Source organism: Bacteroidales bacterium, assembly GCA_014860575.1.
Lineage (GTDB): Bacteria > Bacteroidota > Bacteroidia > Bacteroidales > JAAYJT01 > JAAYJT01.
Genome location: JACZJK010000044.1, coordinates 1 through 26,141, shown reverse-complemented (window position 1 = coordinate 26,141; position 26,141 = coordinate 1). Strand labels below are relative to the sequence as shown.

The following is a 26,141-nucleotide window of genomic DNA, read 5'->3' as shown; positions in this document are numbered from 1 at the left end:
TATGAAAGAAAATATTATGAAACGAAAAACCCTACAGCATATGATAAAAAGGATATATCAATTGATATTCGTCCTGCTGTTTACCGTATCTGGGGTGATGGCACAAACAGTGCAAATTCATGATGTTGTTGAAGAGCCAGGTGTAATTCTGGTTCCTCTTGACATGCTGGGTTTCACAAATGGAAATGTGCACGCTATCACATTAGATATTGAATATGATTCCGACCTGCTAACTTTTAGTGGCTTCGAAAACCCCGCTTTTCTTGGCATCATGGCCAACTATGTTAGTAATGGGGATTTCCTTAGGATCACATGGCAGAGTATGGCCGGAACTACAATCAACGGTAAATTGCTAGACCTGAAATTTAGTTATCCAGGGGGATTCTCTACTCCGGTAGCAGTTACAGGCGCTGAAATTGTTGGGTCAAATTTGGCTCCAATTGCCGCGACTTTTATTCCTGGCAGCGTTACCCAGGTTACCACTACCAATGTGGTATCACTGGTTGATCCTGGCCTGGTACTTGTGGGCGGCACAGCAACAGTACCTGTAACTATTGAAGGACCTGACTTTGGCGCAGTGAACTCTATAACACTCAAAATTGCTTATGATCCTGCTAAACTTGTTTATGCTGGGAAAGTAGAACATGCAATTGCTGGTGTTGTAGCTTCAGCATCAAACGATGGGCTTCTGACATTAAACTGGATAGGAGCTGCACAGGATTTCACATCAGTTGCAACCCTGCTTGACCTGAAATTTGTTTACAATGGCGGTGGTGATGCTGACCTGGCTTTTTATCCGGGAAGCGAAATTGCTGATGCTCTTTCACCAATCGCGGTGAATTATGTAAACACAGTTGTATCACCTCTGTTTGGCGATCCTTTACTGACCCTCGGAACAGTTAATGGTACACCTGGTACTCTCGTTACCATTCCTATTGATGCTGCTGACTTTGCAGGTTTTGAAGTAGGAGCAATAACGCTTAAAATTGGTTATGATCCCGCGAAGCTTACATTCTCAGCATATACTCCTTATCAATCCATAGCTGGATGGATCGTGAGTGCTTCAGGTGGTGTACTCTCCATTCACAGAGCTAATTCTGGTGGTCTGACTATTGGTGACGGTCTGCTTCTTGAAGTAAAGTTTATGTATAATGGGGGCGGTTTGGCATCGGTTGAATTTGGCCCGGGAACTTTAATCACTGACACTGATCTTGAAACTATACCTGTTGAATTTGAGAATGGGATGGTAGTTCCTGCAGATCATGATGCAACATTGACTCTCGGTGAAGTAAGTGGAACAACCAGTTTCCCTGTTGTAGTTCCTATTACAGCCAGTGATTTTGACGCTTCTATAATAGTAGGTTCTATCACACTAAAAGTTGGTTTCCCGGCAGGTAAACTTATCTACACTGGTTTTACCGCAACCAACCCTGCATTTTCAGGATGGGTTGCAACAAGTACTTCAAATCAGGTTACCCTGAATTGGAGCAACTCCGGTGGTCAGCTTATGGCAGATGGATTGCTGGTGGAACTTAACTTTAACTATCCGGGAACCGGCGCTGCCCCTGTGGTTTTCAACCCAGGTGTTGAATTGTATGACACTGATTTGAACCTGATTCCGATCAGCCTTGAAGATGGTGGAGTGAATGTTACTCCTGGCGGATTTATGGTTAGCGGATATTTAGAATATGCAAATCAGGCTAATACACCGCTTGCGAACTCAGAAGTACACCTCAAAAGTTCCGATGGCTTAAGCATTCTGGAAACAACAACTACAGACGTAGATGGCTATTATGAGTTTCTTAATGTTGCTGATGGAGATTATATGCTCGACGCCTCAACATCTATACCATGGGGTGGCGTGAATATATTTGATGCAATCATCATAGCCAATGCTGCTCCGGGTACTTATGTACCGGGTACTCTTGTGTTCAAGGTGGCCAACGTTAATGCAGATGCGACAGTAAACGTTTTTGATGCAATTATCATCAGCAACAGTTTGCCTCCAAATGCGTTTGTTCCTGCCTGGACTGCTCCTTTATGGGCTTTTGAGAATCCTCAAATCACTGTCTCCGGTGGAGATGTATCAGTAAATATTAAGGGATTAAGTTCTGGTGACGTTAATGCCTCCTATGTGATCCCCTAGTATTAATTAAGTAAAATTAAAATCTTACAATATGAAAAAACTGATATTTCTTTTAAGCGTTTTACTGATCACAGGATCGGTTTCGCTTGCACAAACAGTGTCAACCCCGACTCTCTCAGGAGAGGATGTTCCTGCAGTAGGTGGCGTTATTGAAATGCCAATTAATGTTAGCGATTTCCCTTCTAGTGTGTTCGGTGTATTAATTTATGTTGAGTATGATCCCTCAGTGATATCATTTACCGGTGTCATTAACAATTCTGATCCTACTAAGATAACGGTTTCGAATATGTCTCCAACCATTTTACGAATTCAAATGTACCATCCAAATTTTGTATTATTTACTATACCAGATGGGGAATTGGTTTCACTTGGTTTCACATATCTTGGCGGTAATTCGGATTTAGCTTTTATAACTAATGCACCTTATGCTTCTGAGTATTTTAATACATCATTCGTTGCTGTTGCCATTCCAAATCTTGTTGACGGAGCTGTATTAGGCGGTTTTGTTGATAATATCATAGTTGATGGCGCATGGGAAACAGCGCTCGATTGGAGTCTGGATGTAGTTCCGAACTCGTTTCACAATGTTTTCGTAGAAGGCGCTGCCAGCATAAGTTCCTCCGCTGTCGCAAATGATCTTTCAATTGCAATAGATGGAGAGCTTACAGTAAATGATGGTGCAGCACTTGCTGTCAGTGGAGATTTCCTGATTGATTCTGATCCAACCGGAACCGGATCATTCGTGAATTTAGGTGCACCTCTTATGTTTGACGGAACTGTAAAGCAGTTTATGCCTGGTTTTCTGGCCTGGCACCTGGTTTCAGTACCTGTTAATGCTGTTGAGTCTTATGATGTTTTCCTGAACTGTTATTTGCAGACATGGAACGAACCAGGAAGTGTATGGGTTGATGTACAACCCGACCAGTGGACTTCAGTAACTCTGAATACACCAATGCTTGGTTATGCAACGGCATTCCACGGAACCGACGATAAGATGCTTGAATTCACAGGTATGTTAAACGACGGTCCTTACAGCATCGCTGTTACAGCTCTTGGTACTTCCGGAAATCCTGATTACGATGGATGGAACCTTGTTGGAAATCCATATCCCTCAGCACTTGATGTCGACGGAGCAGGTTGGACACGCGTAAATGTAGGTAATGGTGTAGCCTATTGGGATGAAACCATTGATAACTACAGATATTATGCCTTTGGTGTTCCCGCAAATAATGGATCACAATTCATTCCACCGATGCAAGGTTTCTTTGTTAAGGCTTCAGCCAATGGAACGATTGGAGTAAGTAATGCCGCAAGAGCTCACACAACGCAGAACTTCTACAAGAGTGACCCGACAAATACCTTACGCCTGTTAGTTCAGCATGGCAATTTTAGCGATGAAGCTGTGATTCGTTTTGCTGAAGACGCTGGTGTAAATTATGATGAACAATTTGATTTCTTTAAGCTAGTAGCTTCAGAAGACGTTCCTCAGATTTACTCAGTTACTTCAAATAATGAATCACTTGCCATCAATGCAATGCCTTCAATTAACAATGAAATCCCTGTCAACGTTGGCTTTAAGGCTGGTGTTGATGCGATGATGTCACTTACAGCTTCAGGTATAAATTCCTTTGATGATATGCTTCCTGTTTGGCTTTACGATCAGGTTGCTGATGTGCAATGGAATTTGCGCGATAACCCGGTGTATAATTTTGTTGCGAATACGGAAGACGATGTAAACCGTTTCCAGATTCACTTTAAGACGCTAACCGGTGTACCTGGTATGGATCAGCAAGTTGCAAATATTTTTGCAATCAATAAACAAGTGTATGTTGATGCAGGAAATGCAAAAGGTGAAATCATTATTATGAACGTTTTGGGTCAGGAATTGGTTCGTGAAGCACTCACGGAACAAATGAATGTTATTACTTTACCTGTATCCAACTCCTATGTGGTTGTTAAGGTGATTAGCGATCAGGGTATTAGTTCACGAAAAGTTTTTGTAGATTAATCCCGTTAAATTAATGAATTATAATCATCGAAAAATAAGCAACACGACTATGAAAAAAACGCTAAGAAAACTATTCCTTGTCGTATCAATTATAGGCGCCGGCGCCTTGATCAACACTTCTTTAGCCCAACCGCGTCCTGGTGATCCAGGTGTTGGAGGGGGCTCAGGCGGTGGTGGCCCAATCGGCGGCAATGCTCCAATTGGTAGTGGACTTGTGATGCTCCTGGCGATGGGTTTGGGATACGGTGCAAAGAAAGTGTATGACGCGCGCAAAGCATCGTTGAACGAATAGGCTATCGTCAAGTACCAAGAGGTTGGTATCAAAATAAACCCTAAGACTTATGGTTCATCCAGAAGTCTTAGGGTTTTTTGCGTTTCATATTTTTTAGGGGAGTTGAAATTATGACAAGTTATATTCTGCGGAAAACCTGATATAGCATATTATCCTTGATTACCAGTACCAGTGCCATAATATAGAAACTATCCATAAATAGAATATAAATGAATTTTTGGGTTTCTGAAGAGTGATAACCTGTCAACAAAATTAGAAAGACTATTTGCAACAAAAGAAAAATCCCCACATTAACACCAAAAGCTTTGACCGCTGATTTAAATGAGATAGCGATGAGAAGAAATATCTGCCAGGAAAGTATTATTACAAACGGCTGTAGTAAACTGCCGAATGGTTGAGTAAACGATGCTTTTCTGCCATCAATACGTGTGCGAACCTTAAATTGGAAAGTGCTATTTGCTTTCTCCAATTCGATGCGCGTGTCTTTCTTTACCATACCCAGGGCTACATTTGTTCCGGCAACCAACACACGGGTGTAGATGATCTCTAGACCTTTTAACCAGCCTGCATACACGATCGCAGAAATAATTATTAATGCTACGATCTTTGTTCCTTTTGAAGACACTAGTGCCATATCCTCGGGGGTGTTGATAAGTTATTTGCCTATTTCTTCTGGTACTACTGGTTTTTTGATCCCTGCATCTTTGTAACGCCACAGCCATATCAGGAAAACAAGAAAACCAAATAGAATATTCCAAAGGTAGTCATGAATATCATGGAAAAGATGCGAGTGATGTTTTCCAACATAACCCATGGTATAGAACCTAAGATTATTCACCATAAAAACTGCAGTTAGGAAAATGACAAGTGTTAGCAATTTATTCTTCCAACTAACAGGTGATAATAAGCTGAGGCACACAACGAAGATATAAAAGTTGTAAGCAGTACATTCCATAATTACTTCCATTGTATAGCCACCCACAGTAATCTTAGGAAATACATAGCTATCAACAGGTAAGAAAATCAGCTTGCCAAAACCAACAGCCGCATCTAACGTAAATCTTATGAAGAACTCCTGGACCTGGCTTCTGAATGCTGGCAAATGCAGGATTGCACTAATAATCAGCCAAAGTACCACCGCCAGTACGAGGGGCATAAAATGCTTTAGAAATTGACGGAATGCTTCCTTTTTAGCTGCTTTTTCATGCTGCTTGGTTTTAATTTCTTGTTTAGATAACTTTTTTGATGGCGACATAAGATTCTGGAAGTTATTAGTTGCTTTGCTTGATTAAGCCGCTAAAAGTAGTAAAAAATACAGTTGGAAGAATGAACAAAAGATTACTTAAGTGTCATAAAAAAAGCCGCTTCTTAAGAAGCAGCTTTAATGTGTTTTAAAGATAGAATTAGATCATTCTTCTGAAACGGATAACAACAAATGCAATCATAAGAAAAATGCCAAGATAAAGCGCCCAGTTAGAGAGTGGAACTGGTGGGTCTGTTGCTACTACGAACAAATTTTCAAATAGTTGCTGTCTGTCGTCTGCAGGAGGTGTATCTGACAAATAGCCCAAAATAATTGTTCTGCCGCTATTACCTCTAACTATTGAGGCATCACCATTAGGGAAGGTAGCTAAAGCCTGCCCGCCTCCGATCGCTACGAGTCCTGTTGAAAAAATACCCCAACCCGTATTTGAGAGTGTTAATGGATTTGGGAGTCCATCTTCAATAGAGGCATCAAGGGTCATTTGAGTTTGGTTATTAACGCCGGTAAACTGTGCTTCAAATAAAGTAGCAAAGTCATTATCGGTTCTCCAATCACCAAAAACCACAGAGCCCCCATTGCCTATATATGCAGTTAATGCAGGAAGCAAGGTGGGCTTTGCTCCGGTGCTTTCCCATGTGAAGTTTTGGTTAAATGCAACAGCAAGCCCATAATCACCGGTGTTCAATTCAGTGCTGAAATCAAACCAGTCAGTGGCTACTGTTATTGTATAGCCTAAATTAAGCAATGCATCAAGTACTTTACCATCTTCCAGTTCAAGATCAATATAAACGAGTGCATCAAGTGGCCCTCTTTCTGATGCTTCAAGTATTTGGCCATAATGTTTTGCAAATGCATTTACTGATGCTTGCGGGGCATTTGTGTTATCAGCAGTTACGAAGTTTGTCGAAAAAAGCAGGAACATTGAGATCACTGCAAGGCTAATAAAATGTTTTTTCATACTAATTAATTGTTTAGGGTTAAATAATAAATTTAATTCTGTGCTGCAAAACTAGGACACATTCTCCGAAGAGCCGGGATTAAAGAATAGAACTATGTCCGAATAGATTTTATTTGGACAAAAAATATGCTAATAATCAGATAAACAGTAGTTAAACCTTTGAGTTTACTCTGTCCGGATAAATTTTATCCGGACAGAATTCAACAGAAGTAATGCGCACATACGGGTATTTATAAACTAATAGAATGCGATACTCAGGTTAAGTTGTTTATTTTTGCGTTAAGCAATTACCTGTATGAATAAAAATCAAATCTTTTGGCTGTTACTTTTTTACGGCTTCATATTACTAGTAAATGATCTGCAGGCTCAATACTACACTTATGGCCAGGATCCGGCTTCTCAAAGATGGCGGCAACTGCGTACCAATCATTTCCGGTTAATCTATCCGGAGGCCTGGGAAAGTCAGGTTCAGAAACAGGCTCAATTTCTGGAAGCAATAAGAGAACCTTTGAGCAGTTCCTTAAACAGCAATCCCAAACCTATCCCGGTTGTTCTACGTAATCAAACAATGCTCAGTAACGGTTTTGTTATGTGGGCTCCCAAAAGGATTGAATTGGTTACCACCATTCCTTATAACAACCAGGCGATTGACTGGATGAAATACCTCTTGGTGCATGAGTTTCGTCATGTTGTACAGGTAGAAGCAGTGAACACTTCCACAACAAGGTTTTTCTCCAGAATTTTTGGAGAACACATTACCGGGGCAGTTGTTGGTTTGCATATCCCGTTATGGTTTCTTGAAGGTGATGCAGTTCTTGCTGAGACTTCCTTTACACGCTCGGGTCGTGGAAGACTGCCTGCATTTAAAATGCCTTTAACCGCACAGGTACTGGAGCAGGGAGCATACAGATTCGATAAAGCAACACTTGGTTCTTATCGGGATATGGTTCCCGACCATTACGCTTTCGGTTATCATCTTGTGGCCGCCTTACAGAGTAAACACGGTTTTGAACCTTTCCAGGCTGCGACCCGGCAGGTTGCCAGAACTCCCTTCCTTCCGGGCTCATTTGCAAGGGGAATCAGGAAAGCGACAGGAAAAAGACTTTCGCAAAATTATCAATCAGTCATTTCAGAACTTGAAACGGAATGGCAGGAAAATTTAAACAATGCTCCGGTTTCGGATTATCAAATTATTGAAACTGACAGCAGATTTGACTACGTTAACTACATAAACCCACAGTACATAGATGATGATCATCTTATTGCTTTTCGTACCTCGCCTGCCGATATTCCGCGACTAGTCAAAGTAGGACGGGATGGATCAGAGGAAATACTGTTTACACCGGGTTTTGGTTTTTACATCAGCATGAGCTACAGCAACGGACTGGCTGCATGGCTGGAAATCAACCCGGATCCAAGGTGGGAATACAGAAACTGGACAAACATCAGGGTTCTAGATATAGAATCAGGACAAAGCAAACTAATCACTAAAAGAGGGCGCTTTCAAGCACCCAGGCTTTCTCCGGATGGTTCAAAGATTGTGGCGGTTGAATTAGATGAAACCAACCAGTGGGCACTTGTGATTTTTGATACCAGTGATGGCGCAGAATTGCAGCGTATTACTGATTCAGGCATTGACTTTATCATAGAACCCGAATGGAGCGATTGCCAAACTTTTCTCATTGCAATTGCTTTTGTTGAGGGCAAAGGAAAGTCAATTGTTAGAACCGGGATTGAGAATCCTGAATTCGAACATCTTTTTCATTCGGGCTTTAATGATATTACCGAACCTGCCATCCATGATTCATTGATCTATTTTACAGGAACCTGGAGCGGGAGAGATGAAATTTATTCTTGGGATCTAAATAATCAGCAGCTAAATAAAGTTTTGTCTTCTCCTTTCGGTGCAACATGCGCCAGTGACACTGACGATGGCTCAAAAATTTTGTTTTCCGATTACACTTCATACGGATATCAGATGGGAGAAGCAGGCACAGGGCAATCGTTACCTGTGAACGAAAGGGAAATTAAAAGTATTTCTCTTGATCTTTTTAAGGCTGCTGCTCAACAAGAAAATCTAATCGTTGATACAATTACCTTATCAAGTCAGAAATTTGATTCAGGAAAATACAACAAGTTTCTGAACCTGTTTCACTTTCATAGCTGGTTTCCGGCAGCTATTGATGTTGATGAAATGATGGTGAATCCCGGAATAACAGCCTTCTCGCAAGACTTAATGGGCACTACAGTGCTCGCTTTGGGTTATGAGTATGATTCACTGAATGATGGCCATAAGGCTTTTGTAGATTTATCATTCAAAGCGCTTTACCCGGTTTTTGATCTCCGGCTGGAAACAGGTGCTGAAGACCGTTACTACAGAAATGGCGACAGCGTAATAGAGCTCAGAACATCAACTGGCAAAATCACCGGAGGTATTGGATTGCCGCTATCTTTCACACACAATGCTTTGATTTATGGATTTACACCCAGGGTGAGCACTTCACAGGAAATTTACTCTTTTACTTTCCAGGACGATACGCGCAAACGTGGAAGCCGCTCAGTATCATACCGGCTTTCAGCTTATGCATATCGCCGCATGGCATTTAGAGATTTGTATCCCAGACTTGGCATTTCTGTAGCGGCCAGTTTTATTCACACGCCATTTCGCAGAAGTGAGCCGTTCACCGATGTAAATGCCGGAAGTCTGACCCATGCCGCTGCATCAATTTTTCTTCCTGGATTAATAAAGCATCATAGCTTTCGCTTGTATTCCGGCTGGCAGGAAAAAATTTACGGATCAACCTATTTTGGCGACGCAATTCGCCCCGCTCAAGGTTACCACGCACTTCCAAACGACGAGCTTTTACTTCTTTCAGCAAGCTATACGCTACCACTTTGGTATCCAGATCTGGCTATTGGTTCAATCATGTATGCCAAGAGGCTCAAAGCCAACTTTTTTTATGAACACAGCCAGGTTATATACCAGGAGGAAATAAGCAATTATGGTTCTTTCGGGTTTGATATTCTGATAGATGCCCATTTGTTGCGCATGCCTATGCCGTATGAACTCGGGTTCAGAACGGTGTACCTTGAAAACGAAAGCACATTCACTTTCGAATTTTTATGGGGTGTTAATTTTTATGATGTCGGGCAGAAACTCAATGGCAGAAGGAATATGTTACCTACTTATTGATTAAGTTTGCACCAGACATTTATTCCTAAAATTGAAAATATGAACCTGCTGATCAGAATCATCATCACATCAATATCCGCAATTGTAGCAGCCTATATTCTTCCCGGTGTTCATATCGCCGATTTTTCAACGGCCATTATACTGGCAGTGGTACTTGCTTTGCTCAATTCAATACTCAAGCCCATATTGATTATTCTAACAATACCAATCACCATTTTTACTTTTGGTTTGTTCTTGCTGGTAATCAATGCAGCTATGATCTTGCTGGCAGAGTATTTTATTTCGGGGTTTAGTGTTGAGAACTTCTGGTGGGCACTGTTATTCAGCATCATCCTGTCAATAATTTCTTCAATATTAGGAATTGGAAGCACACGCCAGACTCATAACAGAGAATAAACTAAAGCTATGCATAGTCGCCAAATCACCCTGCAATCCTCGATGGAAGAAATCATTGCCAAATGCCTCTATTGCACCATGGCTATGGTTGACCAGAACAATCAGCCCTACGTTTTACCAATGAACTTCGGTTATGCCGACAGGGTCGTTTACCTTCATTCTGCTCCCGAAGGGAAAAAAGTGAACATCTTACGAAACAATAGCAGTGTATGTCTTTCATTCAGCGCTGATCTTGAACTTCGGCACCAGCATGAAGATGTAGCGTGTTCTTATGGGATGAAATACCGCAGCGTGTTGATTTATGGCAAAGTTGAGTTTATTGAAGACCCTGAAGAAAAAAGAAACATACTCAACATGCTGATGAAACAATACACTGGGCGCGACGACTTCAAATACAATGACCCGGCAATTATAAACGTGCTGGTATATAAGGTTGTGGCTGAAAAGATGGAGGGAAGGACTTACGGGTATTAGGAGTAGGCTGAGGGCAAAGGGCTGAGAGCAAAGGAAAAGAAGGCAATGGGCAGAGAGCAAAGGGCTGAGAGAGTGTTCTTAGTGCCTACGTGGTAAAATGACTTTTTCGAAGTGGACTCGTGGACTCAACCTTGAACGTCGAACCTTGAACTTTGAACCATGAACCTGACTTCCCCCAACCAGGACTAGAATTTTAGCCGCTGTTTAATGATCCGCCACAGTCCATAAACCAGCAAAGCTTCCAGCGCTCCAACCATCCCACCAACCAAAACATCTCCGGGATAATGAACGCCCAGGTACACACGGCTGTAAGAAACCATTGCGGCCCATATCAGCATGATGATGGCAACGGTTCGCACTTTATTCCATAGCAGAAGCGCCATAAACACTGCGATAGCAAAACTGTTGCTTGCGTGGGATGATATGAAACCATACTTTCCGCCACATCTTCCAAGCGTATAAACCATTCCTTCGAGGGCTGGTTCGTGGCAAGGTCTCAATCGCAGGAAAACATTTTTAAAAAAGTGAACCGAAACCTGGTCACTGATTGTAATCAGTAAAGCAACCAACACCATGAATATGAATGCTTTCTTACCATAATAACGGAAAAGAAGGTAAAGCAGAAAAGCATATAACGGAACCCAGATATATTTATCGGAGAGCCAGTACATAACAAAGTCGCCGAACGGGTTGTGGAAACCATTAAAAAAAAGAAAGAGTTGCGTGTCAATATTTTTGAGGAACTCAATCATTGCTTCCAGTTTCAGTTGGCGGGTTTAACTGCGACCACAGCATATCTTTTAACAGTTGAATTCCCTGACCGCTTACCGATGAAATAAACACATGTGGCAAATCAGGAAGATCGTGTTCCATTTCTTTCATCAATTCTTTATCAATCATGTCTGATTTGGTAAGCGCCAGCAAGCGGTCTTTGTCAAGCAATTCGGGATTATAAAGCCGGAGTTCGTTTAACAGAATTTCGTATTCCTTTTTAATATCGGCTGTATCAACGGGGATCATAAAAAGTAGCGATGAGTTACGCTCGATATGACGCAAAAAACGCGTTCCCAAACCCTTGCCTTCATGAGCGCCTTCAATGATTCCGGGTATATCAGCCATCACAAATGAGCGGCCGTTGCGGTAGGCAACTATTCCGAGGTTGGGCGTAAGCGTGGTGAAAGGATAGTCGGCAATCTCAGGTTTGGCTGCAGAAACCACTGATAACAAGGTGGACTTTCCGGCATTCGGGAAACCAACCAGGCCAACATCGGCCAGGATTTTTAATTCGAGGATTACCCAGCTTTCTTTACCTTCTTCGCCGGGTTGTGCGAACCGCGGGGTGCGGTGAGTAGCAGTTTTGAAGTGATCATTGCCCTGACCGCCACGTCCTCCTTCAAACAAAATGCGGGTTTCATCGTGATGAGTAATTTCAAGCAGGATTTCACCTGTTTCAGCATCTTTGGCAACGGTTCCAAGCGGAACCTCTAGAATCACATCATTTCCGGACGCTCCGGTACTGAGTTGAGCCCCACCACTTTCTCCGTTGGGAGCATGAATATGTTTAGTGTACTTGAGATGCAGCAAGGTCCACAATTGCTTATTGCCACGAAGCATGATGTGAGCGCCGCGTCCGCCGTCACCACCATCGGGACCCCCGCGCGCAGTTTGCCGGTTCCGGATAAAATGCACCGAACCCCCGCCACCTGATCCGGAGCGGCAAAAAATCTTTACATAATCAACAAAATTCTGGTTGCTCATTTACTTAATTAACGGATATTACGGTAGGCATATTCTACGGATGATGCCAGTCTTTCAAACACTTCTTCTTCTTCACCTCTGCCGTCAATAATAGCGTGTTTACCCTGTTTCTTATAGTATTCTGAAACCGGAACTGTTTTGGTTTCGTGTTCTTCGAGGCGGTTTACAATCAGCTCGGTTGATTTATCGTACGAACGCGCCGTTTCAGTTTTGGATCGGGCCGAGAGTCTTTTAATCAATTCAAGAGTTGGAACCTGAATCTCAATTGCATAGGATACGGTGGAGTTGAGTCTACGCAACAACCCGTCGAGGATATAGGCTTGCACAATGGTTCGCGGGAAACCTTTAAAAATAAACCCGTTTACATCCTGATGCGCCTTTATTTCGCGCTCAATCAACGGAATGGCTATGTCATCAGGAACAATCTCCCCTTTTTCGAGGAAAGGCCTTGCCCTCTTACCAAACTCAGTGTTGGCATCAATCTCCTTGCGCAGCATTGATCCGGTTGAGATATAATACAGATTATATTTATCAGCAAGGTATTTGGCTTGTGTTCCTTTCCCGGCGCCCGGAGGTCCTGAAATAACCAGGTTAAACCAAACTTTTTGCAGGGTAACATCAATAGATTGGGTAAGCCTTTCAAAAACTTCCTCAACTTTGCCTACACCATTGATTGGGATATATTTTTCTTTTTCTTTGTAGAATTCCGCCACAGGAATTGTTTTATTGTCGTATTCCCTAAACCGGTTCTCAATAACCTCCTGAGTGTCATCACTACGGCCTTCTATTTTTGCGCGTTCGAGCATTCTCTTCATCAATTGGTCGCGGGGAACTTCAAGGCTAAGCATACATGTAAGTGAGGTTCCCAATTTGAGCAGCAAGCCTTCAAGGATATATGCCTGCACCACGGTTCGCGGAAAACCATCGAACAAAATGCCATTGGCATGCGAATTTTTACTGATCTTGTTTTCGATGATCTGCACGATGATTTCGTCAGAAACCAAACCACCTTTTTCAATGATTGATTTAGCCTGCATACCCAGCGCAGTATGCTCTGAGATTTCCTGGCGCAAAATGTCGCCTGTTGAGATATAGGTGAGATTGTACTTTTCAACCAATAGCTTTGATTGGGTTCCTTTTCCTGCTCCCGGTGGGCCAAATAATGCGATGTTTAACATAAGCGTTGTTTTTCGTGGGTGGTAATTTATTCTTCAGGAACAACTTTGTAAATATCGGGTAAATTTCTTCCGTATCCATCGTAGTCAAGGCCATAACCAACAATGAAGTCGTTTGGAATTTCCATACCTATATAATGAATTTTCAGATCCTTTCTGAGCGCTGCCGGCTTTAGCAGAAAGGTTGCAATCTTTACTTCGGCTGCTTCAAGATGCCGGATTTTATGTATCATATCGTCCATGGTGTGACCGGTGTCAATAATATCTTCAACAATTACTACTGTGCGGTCTTTCAAAACTTCATTCAAACCCAGTAGTTCCCTGATCTTTTCAGTGGATTGGGTTCCGGAATAGGATGAAAGCCTAACAAAGGTAACATCACAATCTGTTTTTATTTTCCTGAGCAAGTCGGCGGCAAAAACGAATGCTCCGCTAAGGATCACAAGAAAAATAGGGTGCTTCCCATTCAGATCCTCATTCATTTGTTGCGCCATGTTTGTGACAGCTTTGTCAATATCGCTGGCCTTAATGAAAAGGGAGAAGTCTCTGTCTTTAAGGGTGATTGTATCCATAAATTTGTTGCTGAAAAAATAATTTCCGGCCAATTCAATAATTGCCGGAGTTTGTAAAAATCTCATTTATGCAAACCTACGTTTTTTTTGTTTACAAAATCTAAACATGTTGAAATATCTATGATTGCCATAATTCGGCAAAGCACCATAAAGCGCAGGCTAATAGCCATCCGGCAATAAAGGATTTTATAATAAATAGGGGATTTAAGTTTGAAGAGTTCGGGCTATATTTGCACACAAAATAAGCATAAGTATGAAACCAATTGTAAGCATAATTATGGGCAGCACCTCCGACTGGCAGGTAATAGAAGATGCAGCAAAGTTCTTCGATGAAATGGAAATACCTTTCGAGGTAAACGCACTTTCGGCCCACCGCACTCCCGAAAAAGTTGAAGCTTTTGCCAAAGGCGCCTACGATAAAGGCATTCGTGTAATCATTGCCGCAGCAGGCATGGCAGCCCATTTGCCTGGTGTAATAGCCGCTATGACCCCACTCCCGGTAATTGGTGTTCCGATTAAAAGCAGTTTTGACGGCCTGGATTCATTATTGGCAATTGTGCAGATGCCACCCGGAATTCCTGTTGCTACCGTTGCTGTGAATGGGGCCCGCAATGCAGCCATCCTTGCGACCCAAATCCTTGCCACTGGTGATGAAGCGCTGATGAAGAAAGTTGTCAGGTTCAAAGAAGACTTGAAGGTGAAAGTTGTGAAAGCCAACGAAGATTTGGCGAAGTATGAGTTTAGGTTTAGGGTGTTGTGATTGAAGAAAGAATGGAGAAGATGGGAAGATGAGAAAATTAGAAGATGAGAAAATGAGAAGGGGAGAAGAGGAGAAGATGAGAAAATTAGAAAATGAGACAAGGTGAAATGGAGACCTGGGAAAGGGGAGACGATGAGATATGGTGAAGGGGGCGGTCTATTTTTTTCTGATAAGCATGATACCATCTCTTACGGGTAAAATCAGATTTTCGGTGCGGGGATCGCTTTGCACATGAAAGTTGAATTTCCTGATTGCCTCGGTATCCTTGTCATTTATTACAGACGGATCGGCTACCTTGCCGTACCACAGGGCATTGTCGGCAAGTATGAAACCACCTATGCGAATTTTTGTCAAAGCCATTTCGTAAAATTCCACATATAGCTCTTTGGCGGCATCAATGTACACCAGATCGAATTGCATGTCCAGTGTCGGAATAATTTCACTTGCATCGCCGTAATGCCTCACAATTTTCCCTAATAAACCAGCCATTTCAATATACCTGGCAGCTATTTCTTCAAGCTCACGGTTCAGTTCTATGGTGTGAAGTTTTCCGTCTATCTGCAGTCCCACAGCCAGACAAATGGCTGAATATCCTGTAAATGTTCCGATCTCAAGAATGTTTTCTGGATTTATCATCTGGCTGATCATCCTCAGCAAACTTCCCTGCATGTGTCCGGCTATCATTTGTGGCGCATAGATTTTTGTCCATGTTTCACGATAGAGTTGCTGCAACACTTCAGGTTCATACGAAGAGTGTGCAATGACATAATCATGTGTTGCCTGATCCGACTGACTTTCCATTGTTTTTGTGATTGAAATGAATACGTAGCCATGAATCCTGTTTCCGGCTACGGTTTTTTTCTATAAAACGCTTCCCCTTAGCGCTTCCGGGTATTTATTATCAAAGAAAATCCAGAACATAGGTTGATAGCCCCTGAGATTACCGTTTTCGTCATAACTTTCAAGCAAGGGGGCAATGCCCATTACCTCTTTGTTGATCTGCATATTTTCTTTATTCAGATTCCATTCTTCCAGAAAGCGAATGCGCGTTATTTCATGAATGCTTAGTTCTTTATTAATGATGGTATCACGGAAATTATGAGGGGGTACTGGCCGTTGCAGGCGAAGTGTATCGCTCCGGCGGCCAATATTCTTTACCTGATCAGCCGTCATTTCATTGAGCAGGAAAACATCGTAGGCTTTTACATTTCCCTGGTATGCTGCATTTAGTAGTTCAGTTATAAATGCCTCACGGTTCATACCTTCAATATTCTGAACCCACCAATCGAAGTCTGCGTCAGGACTTTTTATGGTGACATCGTATTGAATGCGTTGTGTGACAGCCCAGGAATCTTTCTGTTTTGACTGGCAGGCTGTCAATAACACTCCAATCCATAGCAAAGCGGCAATTTGGTTTCTCATTTCGGCAGGTTTAATGGTCTTTATATAACTCAAACAGGCGTTGAATTATTATCAACAAAAATAAGCAAACTGTTGGTGTTTGCCTAAATTTGCCTTTCCTGAAAAGCAGATGTAAATGACAGAAAATCTGGTGAATATTTCTTCTATGTTTTCTTTGTGGAAGCCCGGCATAGTTCAGATCGGCAACATTCCTCTTGGTGGCAGTTTTCCGGTTCGCATCCAATCCATGACCAATACGCCAACTCTTGACACTGACGCAACAGTGAAGCAGTGCATTCGTATGATTGAAGCAGGTTGCGAACTTGTGAGAGTTACTGCGCAAAACCTTAAAGAAGCTGAAAATCTCGCTGTCATTAAAAAAGAGTTGCGAAAGGCAGGCTTCATGATTCCGTTGATAGCCGATGTGCATTTTAATCCTGCAGTTGCTTTGAAGGCTGCGCGTATTGTTGAGAAAGTGCGTATCAACCCGGGAAATTATGCTGAGAAGCGGACTTTGAACACGGCTTATACAAATGCCGGATATAAGGAAGAAATTGAAAAGATCGCCCAACAACTTCTTCCTCTGCTTAAGGTTTGCAAAGAAAACGGTACCGCCATCCGCATCGGAACCAATCATGGTTCGCTTTCGGGTCGTATCATGGATCGTTATGGCGATACGCCGTTAGGAATGGCTGAATCTGCTATGGAATTTGTGCGAATTTGCCATGATGCCGGATTCCAACACCTGGTATTGTCAATGAAATCGAGCAATGTGCGCGTAATGGTTGAAGCCACCCGTCTGCTGGTTCATAAAATGATCACCGAAAATATGATGTTTCCCGTTCATTTGGGCGTGACCGAAGCTGGCAATGATCTCGAAGGCAGAATGAAGTCAGCGGCTGGTATCGGCACATTGCTGGCCGATGGAATCGGTGATACAATCAGGGTTTCATTAACTGAGACTCCTGAAAATGAAATTCCTGTAGCAAGGCAGATTGTTTCGTTTTTCCCGAAACCAAAAAGAACTGGTAAGGATTTGAAGCAAGCAACAGAGCTGAGATTTACATCGGATTTTGCTTATGAACGCCGCATATCATCGCTTGTTGGTAATATTGGAAATGGAAACGCTCCGGTTGTACTTCGCGAACTAGACGCAATTCATACTATTGATGAACTTGGACATGCAGAAGGGAATCATGGAAACTGGTTCGCAGAAAGTGAACCTGATGCTGGTTTAGGCGCCATACGATATTTAATTGCTGATCCGCTGCAGGATCATGTATTCCCGCATTTCTCAAAACAGCTATCAGAAAATGATTGTGTATTGGTTCTGAAATTGACTTCGCCAGAGTCTATCATTAAGATTCGTTCAATCATTAATGAACTGGATAGGATCGAACCAAAAGTACCGATAATCCTGGCTTTTGAAGATGCAAACACTGAGCTGTCAGGTTTTGCAATTGATGCTGCCCTCCGTTTGTCGCCATTGTTAAACGATGGTTTGTGCGATGGTATTTTTCTGAGAAACAAAAAGATTGATCCCGAAAAAGTAAATGATGTAGCTTTTGGATTATTGCAGGCAACCCGCGCCCGGATCACACAAACGGAATACATAGCCTGCCCAGGTTGTGGTCGCACACAATACAAACTTGAAGAAGCGTTTGAAAAGGTAAAAGCGGCAACATCGCACCTGAAAGGCTTAAAAATTGCAGTAATGGGCTGCATCGTAAACGGGCCGGGCGAAATGGCCGATGCCGATTATGGTTATGTTGGACAGGGGAGCGGCAAAGTAAGTATTTATAAAGGCAAAACGCCTCTAATGAAGAACATTGCGGAAGATAATGCTATTGATGCGCTTATATCGGTAATCGCGGACCATGGTCAGTGGGTTTCTCCGTAACCTCCATTTCCTTACCAACTATAACCCTGAGGCTTTTTGGCACAATGCCAAATTTAAACGGGCTGTGGCCAAGCGATTCTCCATCGGCTTCCATGTAAACTTCAGGCTTGGAATCAATAATGATGGATTTACCGCGAAACGTCTTCACCTGTGGCAATTGAATAAATGACCCATCATAGAGTTTACGAACGCTGCGCATAACCCTGAAACGACTTAATTGTGTAATCACAGTCATATCAAGATTGCCGTCGTCGGGAATAGCTTTTGGAAGTTGCATCATGCCGCCGCCATTGTATTTGCAAACACCTACATTCATAGTAAACACCGGCGCTTTCAAAACTTCCTGGCCGTCAACAAACACTTCGGTCTGGGCTTCCTGAAAAGAAAACAGGCTGGAGAAAATATTGACGAAGTATGAGAAAGGCCCGGCTTTACCGGCATCTTTTTGTTTGTTGGTTTTTTCGGCTACCATCGCATCGTAACCCATGCCGGCCATATTTGCAAAATAGCGGTTCTTTTCCAAGCCGCCCTGCATAAATTTAACCCAGGCAACGTCCTGTAAAAAAGTCATTCCCTTTTTAATAACATCAATAGCGCCCTGATAATCATCAGGGATTCCAAACATGCGGCACCAGTCGTTTCCGGTTCCTACCGGGATCATACCAACGGTTACACTGTCTGTTGGGCGTTTTGCCTGGGTAAAAATTCCATTAACCGTCTCATTCATTGTGCCATCACCACCAACAACTATGATATTTCGATAGCCCATTTCAACAAACTTGCGGGCTTCACGGATGGCATGGATACGGTGCTGGGTGAATATACTTTTGAATTGTATATTGGCGGCTGTGAGAAGTCTTGTGATTTCAGGCCAGTCTTTCTCGCCCTTACGCCTTCCGGCGTTTGGATTCACAATCACAAACCATTCAGTATGTTGGCTCTCATCTGCCATGCATGGAATTTTCTGTTAGTCCTGATTTTGTTGCAACTTAATCTGGTTGTAAACATCCAGGATCTTAAGCGCTGTATTTCTATAATCGAAATCTATCACCCTTTCAATTGCATTTTTAACAAGGTTTTGCCTGAGATTTTCATCAGCAAGCAACATTTCTACCATCCCAGCAAGCGATGGGGCATCACCTGTTTCGGCCAGCAAGCCTGTAACCTTGTGTTCAACAATTTCCGGGATCCCACCTGCCCTTGTTGCAACCACAGGCAAGCCGCCTGCGAAGGCATCCAACAGGGTAGTTCCCAGTCCCTCTGTTTTTGAAGTCAGCAAAAGTACATCTAATTCTTTTAACAATTCAGGTATGTTATTTCTGAACCCGGTAAGAAGAATCCGTTCGCCTAATTGCCTAGTTTTTATTTCCGCTTCAATTGTTTTTCTTTCAGGGCCATCGCCAACAATAACAAAACGGAGGTCAGGATTGTTTTTCAAAAGTATTTCTGCGGTTCGCACAAAGGTTTTGTAATCTTTATGTGGTGCAAGGGCTGCAACATTACCAATCAGAACAGTTTCGTCTGATAATCCGAATTCCTTTTTTAATGAACCGTAGTCCTTTAAATTTTTGAATTTATTCAGATCAATACCGCTATGAATTACTGTTGCTTTTCCGGGATCATTCAAGGCTGGAATCAAAATCCTTTTAATTGCCGCTGAAACACAAATGAAGTTCTTAACCGAATTGTGGTTGTACTTGGCCCGAGAAAAAATATTGGTTTTGACAGGAAAATCCACCCTTCGATGGATTACTACCGGCGCTGGGTTTCTGAAAAGCAAAGCCGCAAAATAAGCAATATTGTGAGCATGGCTGTCGTGACAATGCACTATCGGGTTGTGTGCTGATGAAGAAAGTTGGGCCAGGATGCCTGCGGCTCTTAGATTAATTGAACCGGTCTTTTTGAATGTGGTATTTTTTATGCTTTTTTCATCGCAGTAAATTGCGAATGAAGAATCTGCCGCGCACAAAACTTCCTGCTCAATTTTTTTTTCTTGCAAAGCACCAATCAGGTATGCCAGTTGCTGTTCGCCACCCCGCCATGATGTTGCAGTTGATACATGTATGATCCTCATTGTTTCCATCTATACTGTATCATCGGTTTTAAGTGACTTGTTTCCTGGTGCATCATCAAGAAGAACAAAAAAACTATAAAAGTATGCGAAGAAGCTTACTCCGGTTTGGAACCTCAATATCTCTTCGCTGAACATGGCCACGCAAGCGATGAAAAGGAACATTACAAAAATTGGGTTCCTGAAGGACTTGTTTCTAATGGCAGGGTACAACCAGGAGAATAGTATTAGAATCAGTCCTGCGAACCCGAAATAAACGATAAAGTTCAGGAATTGATTGGCGCCGGTAATTCTTTTATCTCGTGGCACTTGCGAACCTGATTCATCATATTCATGGTGATAGGAGGAAAAGAGATCGCCGGTACCTACTCCAAAAACAGGATGTTTTAATATGATGCGCAATCCCATCCGCAGAGATTCCAGCCGTTGTGTGGCTGAGTGACCGGTAGGATTTCCCGTTTTAAAGTACATGTCAAATTCCCATAAAACCTGATAAATACGCGGATATAGGCTAAGTTTCCTGGAAAAAATATGGTTCGCAAAACCTTGCTCAACCATCCTGATGTCATCGCTGCTGAGATGCTGTATTCCTTCGGCATCTTTGCGCAATCCTTTTGAAGCGAGATATCGCATGAGGGTGTAATTAAGGAGCTGGCCTTTTTGATCAAGCGAATCGTAGTCATAATCGCTTACTTTGTTCCATTCTTCTCTCATCTCAACTTCAGAAATATATATGAAAACATAATGTCCATTTTCAAGCATACGGGGTTCCAGGTCGTGGTGGTAGCGGTTGCCCTTTGCCGTGTATAGCTCAAGGCTTTCGGGATCAAGCTCATCCACAGTATAAAACCTCAATACATAAAAGAATAAAACAAGGATTGCCGTTATGGGGATAACGAAAACCACGGCAAACCTTAGTATCTTGTTAATCTGTAAGCCAAATAGTTTTTGAAAGACGAAAATAAAGTATATGCCTGCAAAAAGAATAATCACTCCGGTTAACGACTTCAGGATCATAAATTGAAAAACAACGAGCCAAATCAATACAATGGCTGCCGGAACTTTTAATAATTTGTTAAAGACACCGGAATTCAGAAAATGAAAAACAATAAAAATCGAAAAGCTGATAAAGATTGACAGGTGTATGTGGTTAATGAACGGTGAGATTCTCCGTATGTCATCGTAGTTTCCACTCCAAAATATTGAGAAACTTATGAAACTGCTGATAGTAACGCTGAGTACAAAGAATAGAAGGATGATGTTTTTTTGGTCTTTTCGAATTGATTTGATTGCCGAAAAGAACAGTGGCAGTAAAAAAATGGGCAGGTTATTCCTGAGCACTTTCAATGCAGTGTTGATATTCGTTGTATGTAAAAGTCCAAGAATATATACAAGGCTAAAAAGAAGGAATACGAGAAAAGGACGATTATTGATTAGTCGTTTAAACTGCCTGGCTATACCATCGAAAATGATCCAGACATGAAAAGGAATAAAGCGAAGTATTATCCCTAAGGTTGAATAGGTTTTATTGAAAGATGCTACTGAGCTATATTTTATCCCATCAAGGATGAAGATGCCAGCAAGACAAAACTGGAAAACACTAATCATATACCTCGATACCGGAATACTTGCTGCAAGCAAGGCAACAAAAGCAAGATAAGCAATGCTGATGATTTTTTCCCGCGACATAACTATTCCTGGTTCAGCAAGATTGAAAAATTCAGTTAAACGATTATAACTAATACCTGACAAAATTATGAATATAGCGGGGAATGTAGCTACACAAACCTGAATAGCCGGTTAAATACTCTTAAGCTCCCAGCGCCTTGATTTCAGATAAAAATAAGAAAACAGTCCCAGGGCTGTAAAATAGACATATTCGCAGAACCATACCACGGCAATAGGTTGTTTCATATAAATGCCAATATACCAGGTTACAAACAGGTATATAACCAATGTAAAAATTTCGATCACCAGGGCATCGCGGGTATTACCGGTACCCGAAACACCGCTAAACATATTTTGGGCCAGGGCGAACATTACAACGGCTCCGAAAATCACATACACCGAAGGAACACCTTCGGCAATCAGTGAAGCATCAGGTGTATAAACCCTGATTATAAGCCCAGGGATAAATAGTAGAGGAACCAGCGTGAGGATTACACTGATAAAGGTAAACCCGGTTATGCGTTTAATAATCGGAATTACCAGATGGGTATGGCCTTTGCCTATTGTATTGCTTACAAGGGTACTAGTGGTTACACTAAATGCCCATACCGGTATCATCAGTACCATGTACATGCTCCGTATAATATTGGAAATAGCCAATGAGCGCTCGCCCATTTTTTCAATAATCATGAAAAATATGAACCAGGCACTCAGCGAGAAAATGTATTGAAGCATTATAAACACTGACACATCAAATGTTTTCTTTATGATTTGCAGGTTAAATTTTGGAAACCGAAACAAGTTATAATTGTGTCGGTCGCTCATATTGAGAATGTAAACCAGGAAAAACAGCGCCGATGCCCCTTCAGCAATTACAGATGCAATAGCGGCTCCTCCTATCCCCATAGCAGGCAACCCGAGATGTCCGAAAATGAGAATATAATCAAAAACCACATTTACGCTGGCCATAATTACAGCGCTGACTATAAGCAGTCGTGTTCTTGTAATCCCAACAAAGAACGCCCTGGAAAGCACATTAAAAAAGGCGAAAAAAACTCCATATATACGATATTGCAGGTATATTACCGAGGCGTTGAAAATTTCATCCGACGCAATAAACGGTCTTAGCATAGCAGGCGAAAAATACCTGATGATCACAAAAAGAAAAATTCCCATGGCTAGCATCACATAAATACTGTGATCCATAATGCTCCCGATTTCCTTTATTCTGCCTTCACCATTTCGCCGGGCCATCAAAATTTGTGCTCCTGTACTGAACCCAAAACCGATCATATACAGCACGATGTAGAAAATGCCGGCAATAGCAGCCGCGCCAAGTTCAACTTCACCCACGCGCCCCATGAAAGCCGTATCAATCACATTGATAACGTTTTGGGCCAACAAGCTGAAAATAATCGGATAGGCTATTCTCCAGATGGTCTTGTATGTAGGCAGGTTTTCCAGATGCGTTTGTGTTTGTTGGGAGTAAAGGAATAAACCCGGTATTGTATTTTGTTTAGTTGATACAGGACGACAAACATTACATCTGTAAGCATGTCAGGAAATAATTTTTAATTGTTTATCACTGATCGCAGACTTTCTAATACATTCATTACCTTCTCCAGAATGAGGAAGAGAAAAGTACAAGGACAGTAAATAGTTCTAATCTGCCTAGCAACATCAATAAGGCAAGTGCCCATTTTCCAGCGACCGGAATAAACGAGTAATTATCCACCGGCCCAACTTTTCCGAGCCCGGGGCCAATATTCCCAAGCGAAGAAGCTACCGAACCAATTGAGGTTTCAAAGTCAAGTCCTAACATTGACATGAACAGTGAGCCGAAAACAAAGATCAGTATATAAATAATAAAAAAGGCCAGCACATTGTAAATAATGGGTTCAGGAATAGCCCTGCCATTTAATCTCAAAGGTATGATGCCTTTTGGATGGATCAGCCTTCGCATTTCGAGGCGGCTGTTCTTAAAGAGTAGCAATTGCCTGACAATTTTAATTCCGCCTCCGGTCGATCCGGCGCATCCTCCTGTAAACATCAGCATAAATATTAGGAACCAAAGAAAAGGCTGCCAGACAAGATAATCGGCTGTAATAAAGCCGGTGGTTGTTATAATGGATACAGTTTGAAATACTGCAACCCTAAAGGATTCACCGGGTGTTGCATCTGAAGTTATAACGAGAGAGACTGCTATAAAAACAGTTGCCAGCATTGTGATCCAAAAATAAGATCGAAACTCTTCACTTTCCCAGACCTTCCGGAAACGTAGATGCAGGCTATAATAGTGCAAAACGAAACTGGTTCCTGCCAGAAACATGAAGACGGTAGTAACATACTGGATGTAAGGCGAAAAAGCTGCAATGCTGGCGTTTCGGGTTGAGAACCCACCGGTAGCCATTGTGGTAAAAGAATGGCAAACAGATTCAAAAATATTCAATCCTCCTGCATAAAGAAGGATGCTCTGTATCAGTGTGAGTAACACATAAATTCCCCACAAACGTTTAGCTGTTTCGGTAATGCGCGGGTGCAATTTATCTTTGGTGGGACCCGGAACCTCGGCAATAAAAAGCTGCATACCGCCAATACCAAGTACAGGCATAATGGCCAGCGCAAGAACAATCACGCCCATGCCACCTATCCATTGGGTCACACTGCGCCAGTATAGAATTCCTTTATTAACGGACTCAATATCTGTGAGAACAGTAGCCCCAGTGGTTGTGAAGCCTGACATGGTTTCAAAAAATGCGTCCGTGAAGTTGTCAATAGTGCCTGAGAGCAGGAAAGGGAGAGTTCCGAAAAGAGAGATAACTACCCAGGTGAAGCTGACAATAATAAAGCCATCTCGTTTGTTTATTGCTTCGTAATCAACACGCCTGTTGATTAAAAACAAAAACAGTCCGGAAAGAAAAGTGATGGCACCTGAAATACTTAACGCCTGCTTGTCGGGTTCGTCGTAAATAAACGAGAAGATCAGTCCCAAGAACATCATGAATGCAATGATCATCAGGAATACCCCCATGATCTTCACAATTATCCTGGCATGTATTTTTGAAGTATCGGGCATTTCTTATTCCTGGTTTGCAGGAACCTTTTTAATTAAAAAGCGAAGAAACTTTGTAGATTGCATCAGGTACAGCAAACACAACCACCTTGTCGCCAGCTTCAACCTGAAAACTTCCGGTGGCAATAAAACTTTCCTTGCCACGTATAATGCCTCCAATTAGCGATCCGGGCGGTGTTTTAATTTTACTGATAGGTCCTTTTGTAATTTTTGCCTTGGGTTTGACCACAAACTCCAGCACTTCGGCGTCAATGCCGCTCAGGCATTTGATTGCTGTGACTTCAGCATCCATTGTATATTGTACGATGTGGCTGGCGGTAATCAGTTTTTTATTGATGATTGATTCAATACCTATGCTCTGCGAAATATCAATATAGTCAATGTTTTCAACAAGTGGGATCACACGTTTAACGCCCAGGCGCTTGGCAAGCAGGCAGGAAAACATGTTTGTTTCGGTATCATCGGTAACTGCTATAAAAGCATCCATATTCCTGATGCCTTCGTCTTCAAGTATTTCGGTATCCCGGGCATCACCATTGATGATCAGTGTATTGTGGAGCAGGTCAGAAAGGTGCACGCACCGATCCTTGTCAATCTCTATCAGTTTTACATTGAAATCGTCTTCAAGCTTTCGGGCTGTTTCACGACCAATTCGCCCTCCGCCAATAATCATAACATTGTGGATTTTGTGCTTTTCTTTACCGCCCAACCGGAATAACTCCTCGATACCACTGGGCTTGGTTACAACATAAATAAGGTCGTTTAGCTGAAAATGATCATCTCCTTTGGGCACAATTGTTTTACCGTTCCGGTGGATTGCCACTGCCCTGAAATCGAGTTTTGGGTTTAGGTGAGCTATATCATTGAGTGTTTGGTTCAGAACCAGGGATTTTTCATCTAACCTCACGAGAAATAGCATCAACCGCCCTTCAGAGAAATCGAAAACCTCGGTTGCTGAAGGTTGTTGCAGCAATCTTACGAGTTCATCTGCAGCTATACTCTCAGGGCAAACCAAAGCGTCAATGCCAAGTG

23 protein-coding genes are annotated in these 26,141 nt (G+C 42.2%); 8 read left to right on the top strand and 15 right to left on the bottom strand.

Translation table 11 applies throughout. The annotated features are described in order from the left end of the window. The first annotated feature begins 40 nt into the window (after positions 1–40). The 3 genes from IH597_12500 to IH597_12490 are packed head-to-tail and all read left to right on the top strand — an operon-like array spanning position 41 to position 4,446. Positions 41–2,146 (top strand): hypothetical protein, encoded by a 2,106-nt coding sequence (locus tag IH597_12500; GenBank protein MBE0663271.1) that lies wholly within the window; start codon positions 41–43, stop codon positions 2,144–2,146. Positions 2,147–2,177: 31 nt separating this feature from the next. Next, a complete protein-coding gene (locus tag IH597_12495; protein ID MBE0663270.1) occupies positions 2,178–4,154 on the top strand; it encodes a hypothetical protein in 1,977 nt (658 codons plus the stop codon). Between the two features lie 49 nt (positions 4,155–4,203). Continuing rightward, entirely contained in the window at positions 4,204–4,446 is a 243-nt protein-coding gene (locus IH597_12490; GenBank protein ID MBE0663269.1) for a hypothetical protein, read from the top strand. Positions 4,447–4,564: 118 nt separating this feature from the next. On the opposite strand, the gene IH597_12485 is transcribed toward IH597_12490, so the two are convergent. From IH597_12485 to IH597_12475, 3 genes are all read right to left on the bottom strand, one after another. After that, entirely contained in the window at positions 4,565–5,080 is a 516-nt protein-coding gene (locus tag IH597_12485; protein ID MBE0663268.1) for a hypothetical protein, read from the bottom strand. 21 nt (positions 5,081–5,101) lie between these two features. Then, positions 5,102–5,701 carry an archaeosortase/exosortase family protein gene (locus tag IH597_12480; GenBank protein ID MBE0663267.1) on the bottom strand — a complete coding sequence of 200 codons (600 nt, stop codon included), beginning with the start codon at positions 5,699–5,701 and terminating at the stop codon, positions 5,102–5,104. 148 nt (positions 5,702–5,849) lie between these two features. Continuing rightward, the gene (locus IH597_12475; GenBank protein MBE0663266.1) at positions 5,850–6,668 is read right to left on the bottom strand and encodes a hypothetical protein; all 819 of its coding nucleotides are present in this window, start codon (positions 6,666–6,668) and stop codon (positions 5,850–5,852) included. Positions 6,669–6,963: 295 nt separating this feature from the next. On the opposite strand from IH597_12475, the gene IH597_12470 reads away from it, so the two are divergent. The 3 genes from IH597_12470 to IH597_12460 are packed head-to-tail and all read left to right on the top strand — an operon-like array spanning position 6,964 to position 10,731. Next, the gene (locus IH597_12470) at positions 6,964–9,861 is read left to right on the top strand and encodes a hypothetical protein (GenBank protein ID MBE0663265.1); all 2,898 of its coding nucleotides are present in this window, start codon (positions 6,964–6,966) and stop codon (positions 9,859–9,861) included. A 39-nt stretch (positions 9,862–9,900) separates the two neighbouring features. Further along, positions 9,901–10,257, top strand: coding sequence for a phage holin family protein (locus tag IH597_12465; GenBank protein MBE0663264.1), 357 nt, complete (start codon positions 9,901–9,903; stop codon positions 10,255–10,257). Positions 10,258–10,266: 9 nt separating this feature from the next. Beyond that, positions 10,267–10,731 carry a pyridoxamine 5'-phosphate oxidase family protein gene (locus IH597_12460; protein MBE0663263.1) on the top strand — a complete coding sequence of 155 codons (465 nt, stop codon included), beginning with the start codon at positions 10,267–10,269 and terminating at the stop codon, positions 10,729–10,731. Between the two features lie 185 nt (positions 10,732–10,916). Here the strand turns inward: IH597_12460 and IH597_12455 are convergent, their stop codons facing one another. The 4 genes from IH597_12455 to hpt are packed head-to-tail and all read right to left on the bottom strand — an operon-like array spanning position 10,917 to position 14,236. Beyond that, positions 10,917–11,483, bottom strand: a complete 567-nt coding sequence (locus IH597_12455; protein MBE0663262.1) for a phosphatase PAP2 family protein — start codon at positions 11,481–11,483, stop codon at positions 10,917–10,919. Then, on the bottom strand, positions 11,476–12,489 hold the full coding sequence (obgE, locus tag IH597_12450; protein MBE0663261.1) for a GTPase ObgE: 1,014 nt from the start codon (positions 12,487–12,489) through the stop codon (positions 11,476–11,478). The genes IH597_12455 and obgE overlap by 8 nt, the downstream gene beginning before the upstream one ends. Before the next feature lie 8 nt (positions 12,490–12,497). Beyond that, the gene (locus IH597_12445) at positions 12,498–13,667 is read right to left on the bottom strand and encodes an adenylate kinase (GenBank protein ID MBE0663260.1); all 1,170 of its coding nucleotides are present in this window, start codon (positions 13,665–13,667) and stop codon (positions 12,498–12,500) included. A gap of 26 nt (positions 13,668–13,693) precedes the next feature. Further along, positions 13,694–14,236: a hypoxanthine phosphoribosyltransferase gene (hpt, locus tag IH597_12440; GenBank protein MBE0663259.1), complete on the bottom strand. Its 543-nt coding sequence runs from the start codon at positions 14,234–14,236 to the stop codon at positions 13,694–13,696. A 253-nt stretch (positions 14,237–14,489) separates the two neighbouring features. Between hpt and purE the strand changes: the two genes are divergently transcribed. Further along, a complete protein-coding gene (gene purE, locus IH597_12435) occupies positions 14,490–14,996 on the top strand; it encodes a 5-(carboxyamino)imidazole ribonucleotide mutase (GenBank protein MBE0663258.1) in 507 nt (168 codons plus the stop codon). Positions 14,997–15,152: 156 nt separating this feature from the next. Here purE and IH597_12430 read toward each other — a convergent pair whose 3' ends face one another. Together IH597_12430 and IH597_12425 are read right to left on the bottom strand one after the other, a co-directional pair. Further along, the gene (locus IH597_12430; GenBank protein MBE0663257.1) at positions 15,153–15,797 is read right to left on the bottom strand and encodes a class I SAM-dependent methyltransferase; all 645 of its coding nucleotides are present in this window, start codon (positions 15,795–15,797) and stop codon (positions 15,153–15,155) included. Between the two features lie 60 nt (positions 15,798–15,857). Then, positions 15,858–16,418 (bottom strand): hypothetical protein, encoded by a 561-nt coding sequence (locus tag IH597_12425; GenBank protein MBE0663256.1) that lies wholly within the window; start codon positions 16,416–16,418, stop codon positions 15,858–15,860. A 115-nt stretch (positions 16,419–16,533) separates the two neighbouring features. On the opposite strand from IH597_12425, the gene ispG reads away from it, so the two are divergent. Further along, on the top strand, positions 16,534–18,297 hold the full coding sequence (gene ispG / locus IH597_12420) for a (E)-4-hydroxy-3-methylbut-2-enyl-diphosphate synthase (protein ID MBE0663255.1): 1,764 nt from the start codon (positions 16,534–16,536) through the stop codon (positions 18,295–18,297). Here the strand turns inward: ispG and IH597_12415 are convergent. The 6 genes from IH597_12415 to trkA form a co-directional block, all read right to left on the bottom strand. After that, entirely contained in the window at positions 18,254–19,249 is a 996-nt protein-coding gene (locus tag IH597_12415; protein MBE0663254.1) for a diacylglycerol kinase family lipid kinase, read from the bottom strand. The genes ispG and IH597_12415 overlap by 44 nt on opposite strands. Before the next feature lie 15 nt (positions 19,250–19,264). Beyond that, positions 19,265–20,380: a glycosyltransferase family 4 protein gene (locus IH597_12410; GenBank protein MBE0663253.1), complete on the bottom strand. Its 1,116-nt coding sequence runs from the start codon at positions 20,378–20,380 to the stop codon at positions 19,265–19,267. Further along, positions 20,381–22,057 (bottom strand): O-antigen ligase family protein, encoded by a 1,677-nt coding sequence (locus IH597_12405; GenBank protein MBE0663252.1) that lies wholly within the window; start codon positions 22,055–22,057, stop codon positions 20,381–20,383. Between the two features lie 111 nt (positions 22,058–22,168). After that, positions 22,169–23,491 carry an MATE family efflux transporter gene (locus tag IH597_12400; protein ID MBE0663251.1) on the bottom strand — a complete coding sequence of 441 codons (1,323 nt, stop codon included), beginning with the start codon at positions 23,489–23,491 and terminating at the stop codon, positions 22,169–22,171. A gap of 157 nt (positions 23,492–23,648) precedes the next feature. Then, positions 23,649–25,112 carry a TrkH family potassium uptake protein gene (locus IH597_12395; GenBank protein ID MBE0663250.1) on the bottom strand — a complete coding sequence of 488 codons (1,464 nt, stop codon included), beginning with the start codon at positions 25,110–25,112 and terminating at the stop codon, positions 23,649–23,651. Positions 25,113–25,140: 28 nt separating this feature from the next. Continuing rightward, on the bottom strand, positions 25,141–26,141 hold a 1,001-nt coding region (gene trkA / locus IH597_12390), incomplete at its 5' end, for a Trk system potassium transporter TrkA (protein ID MBE0663249.1).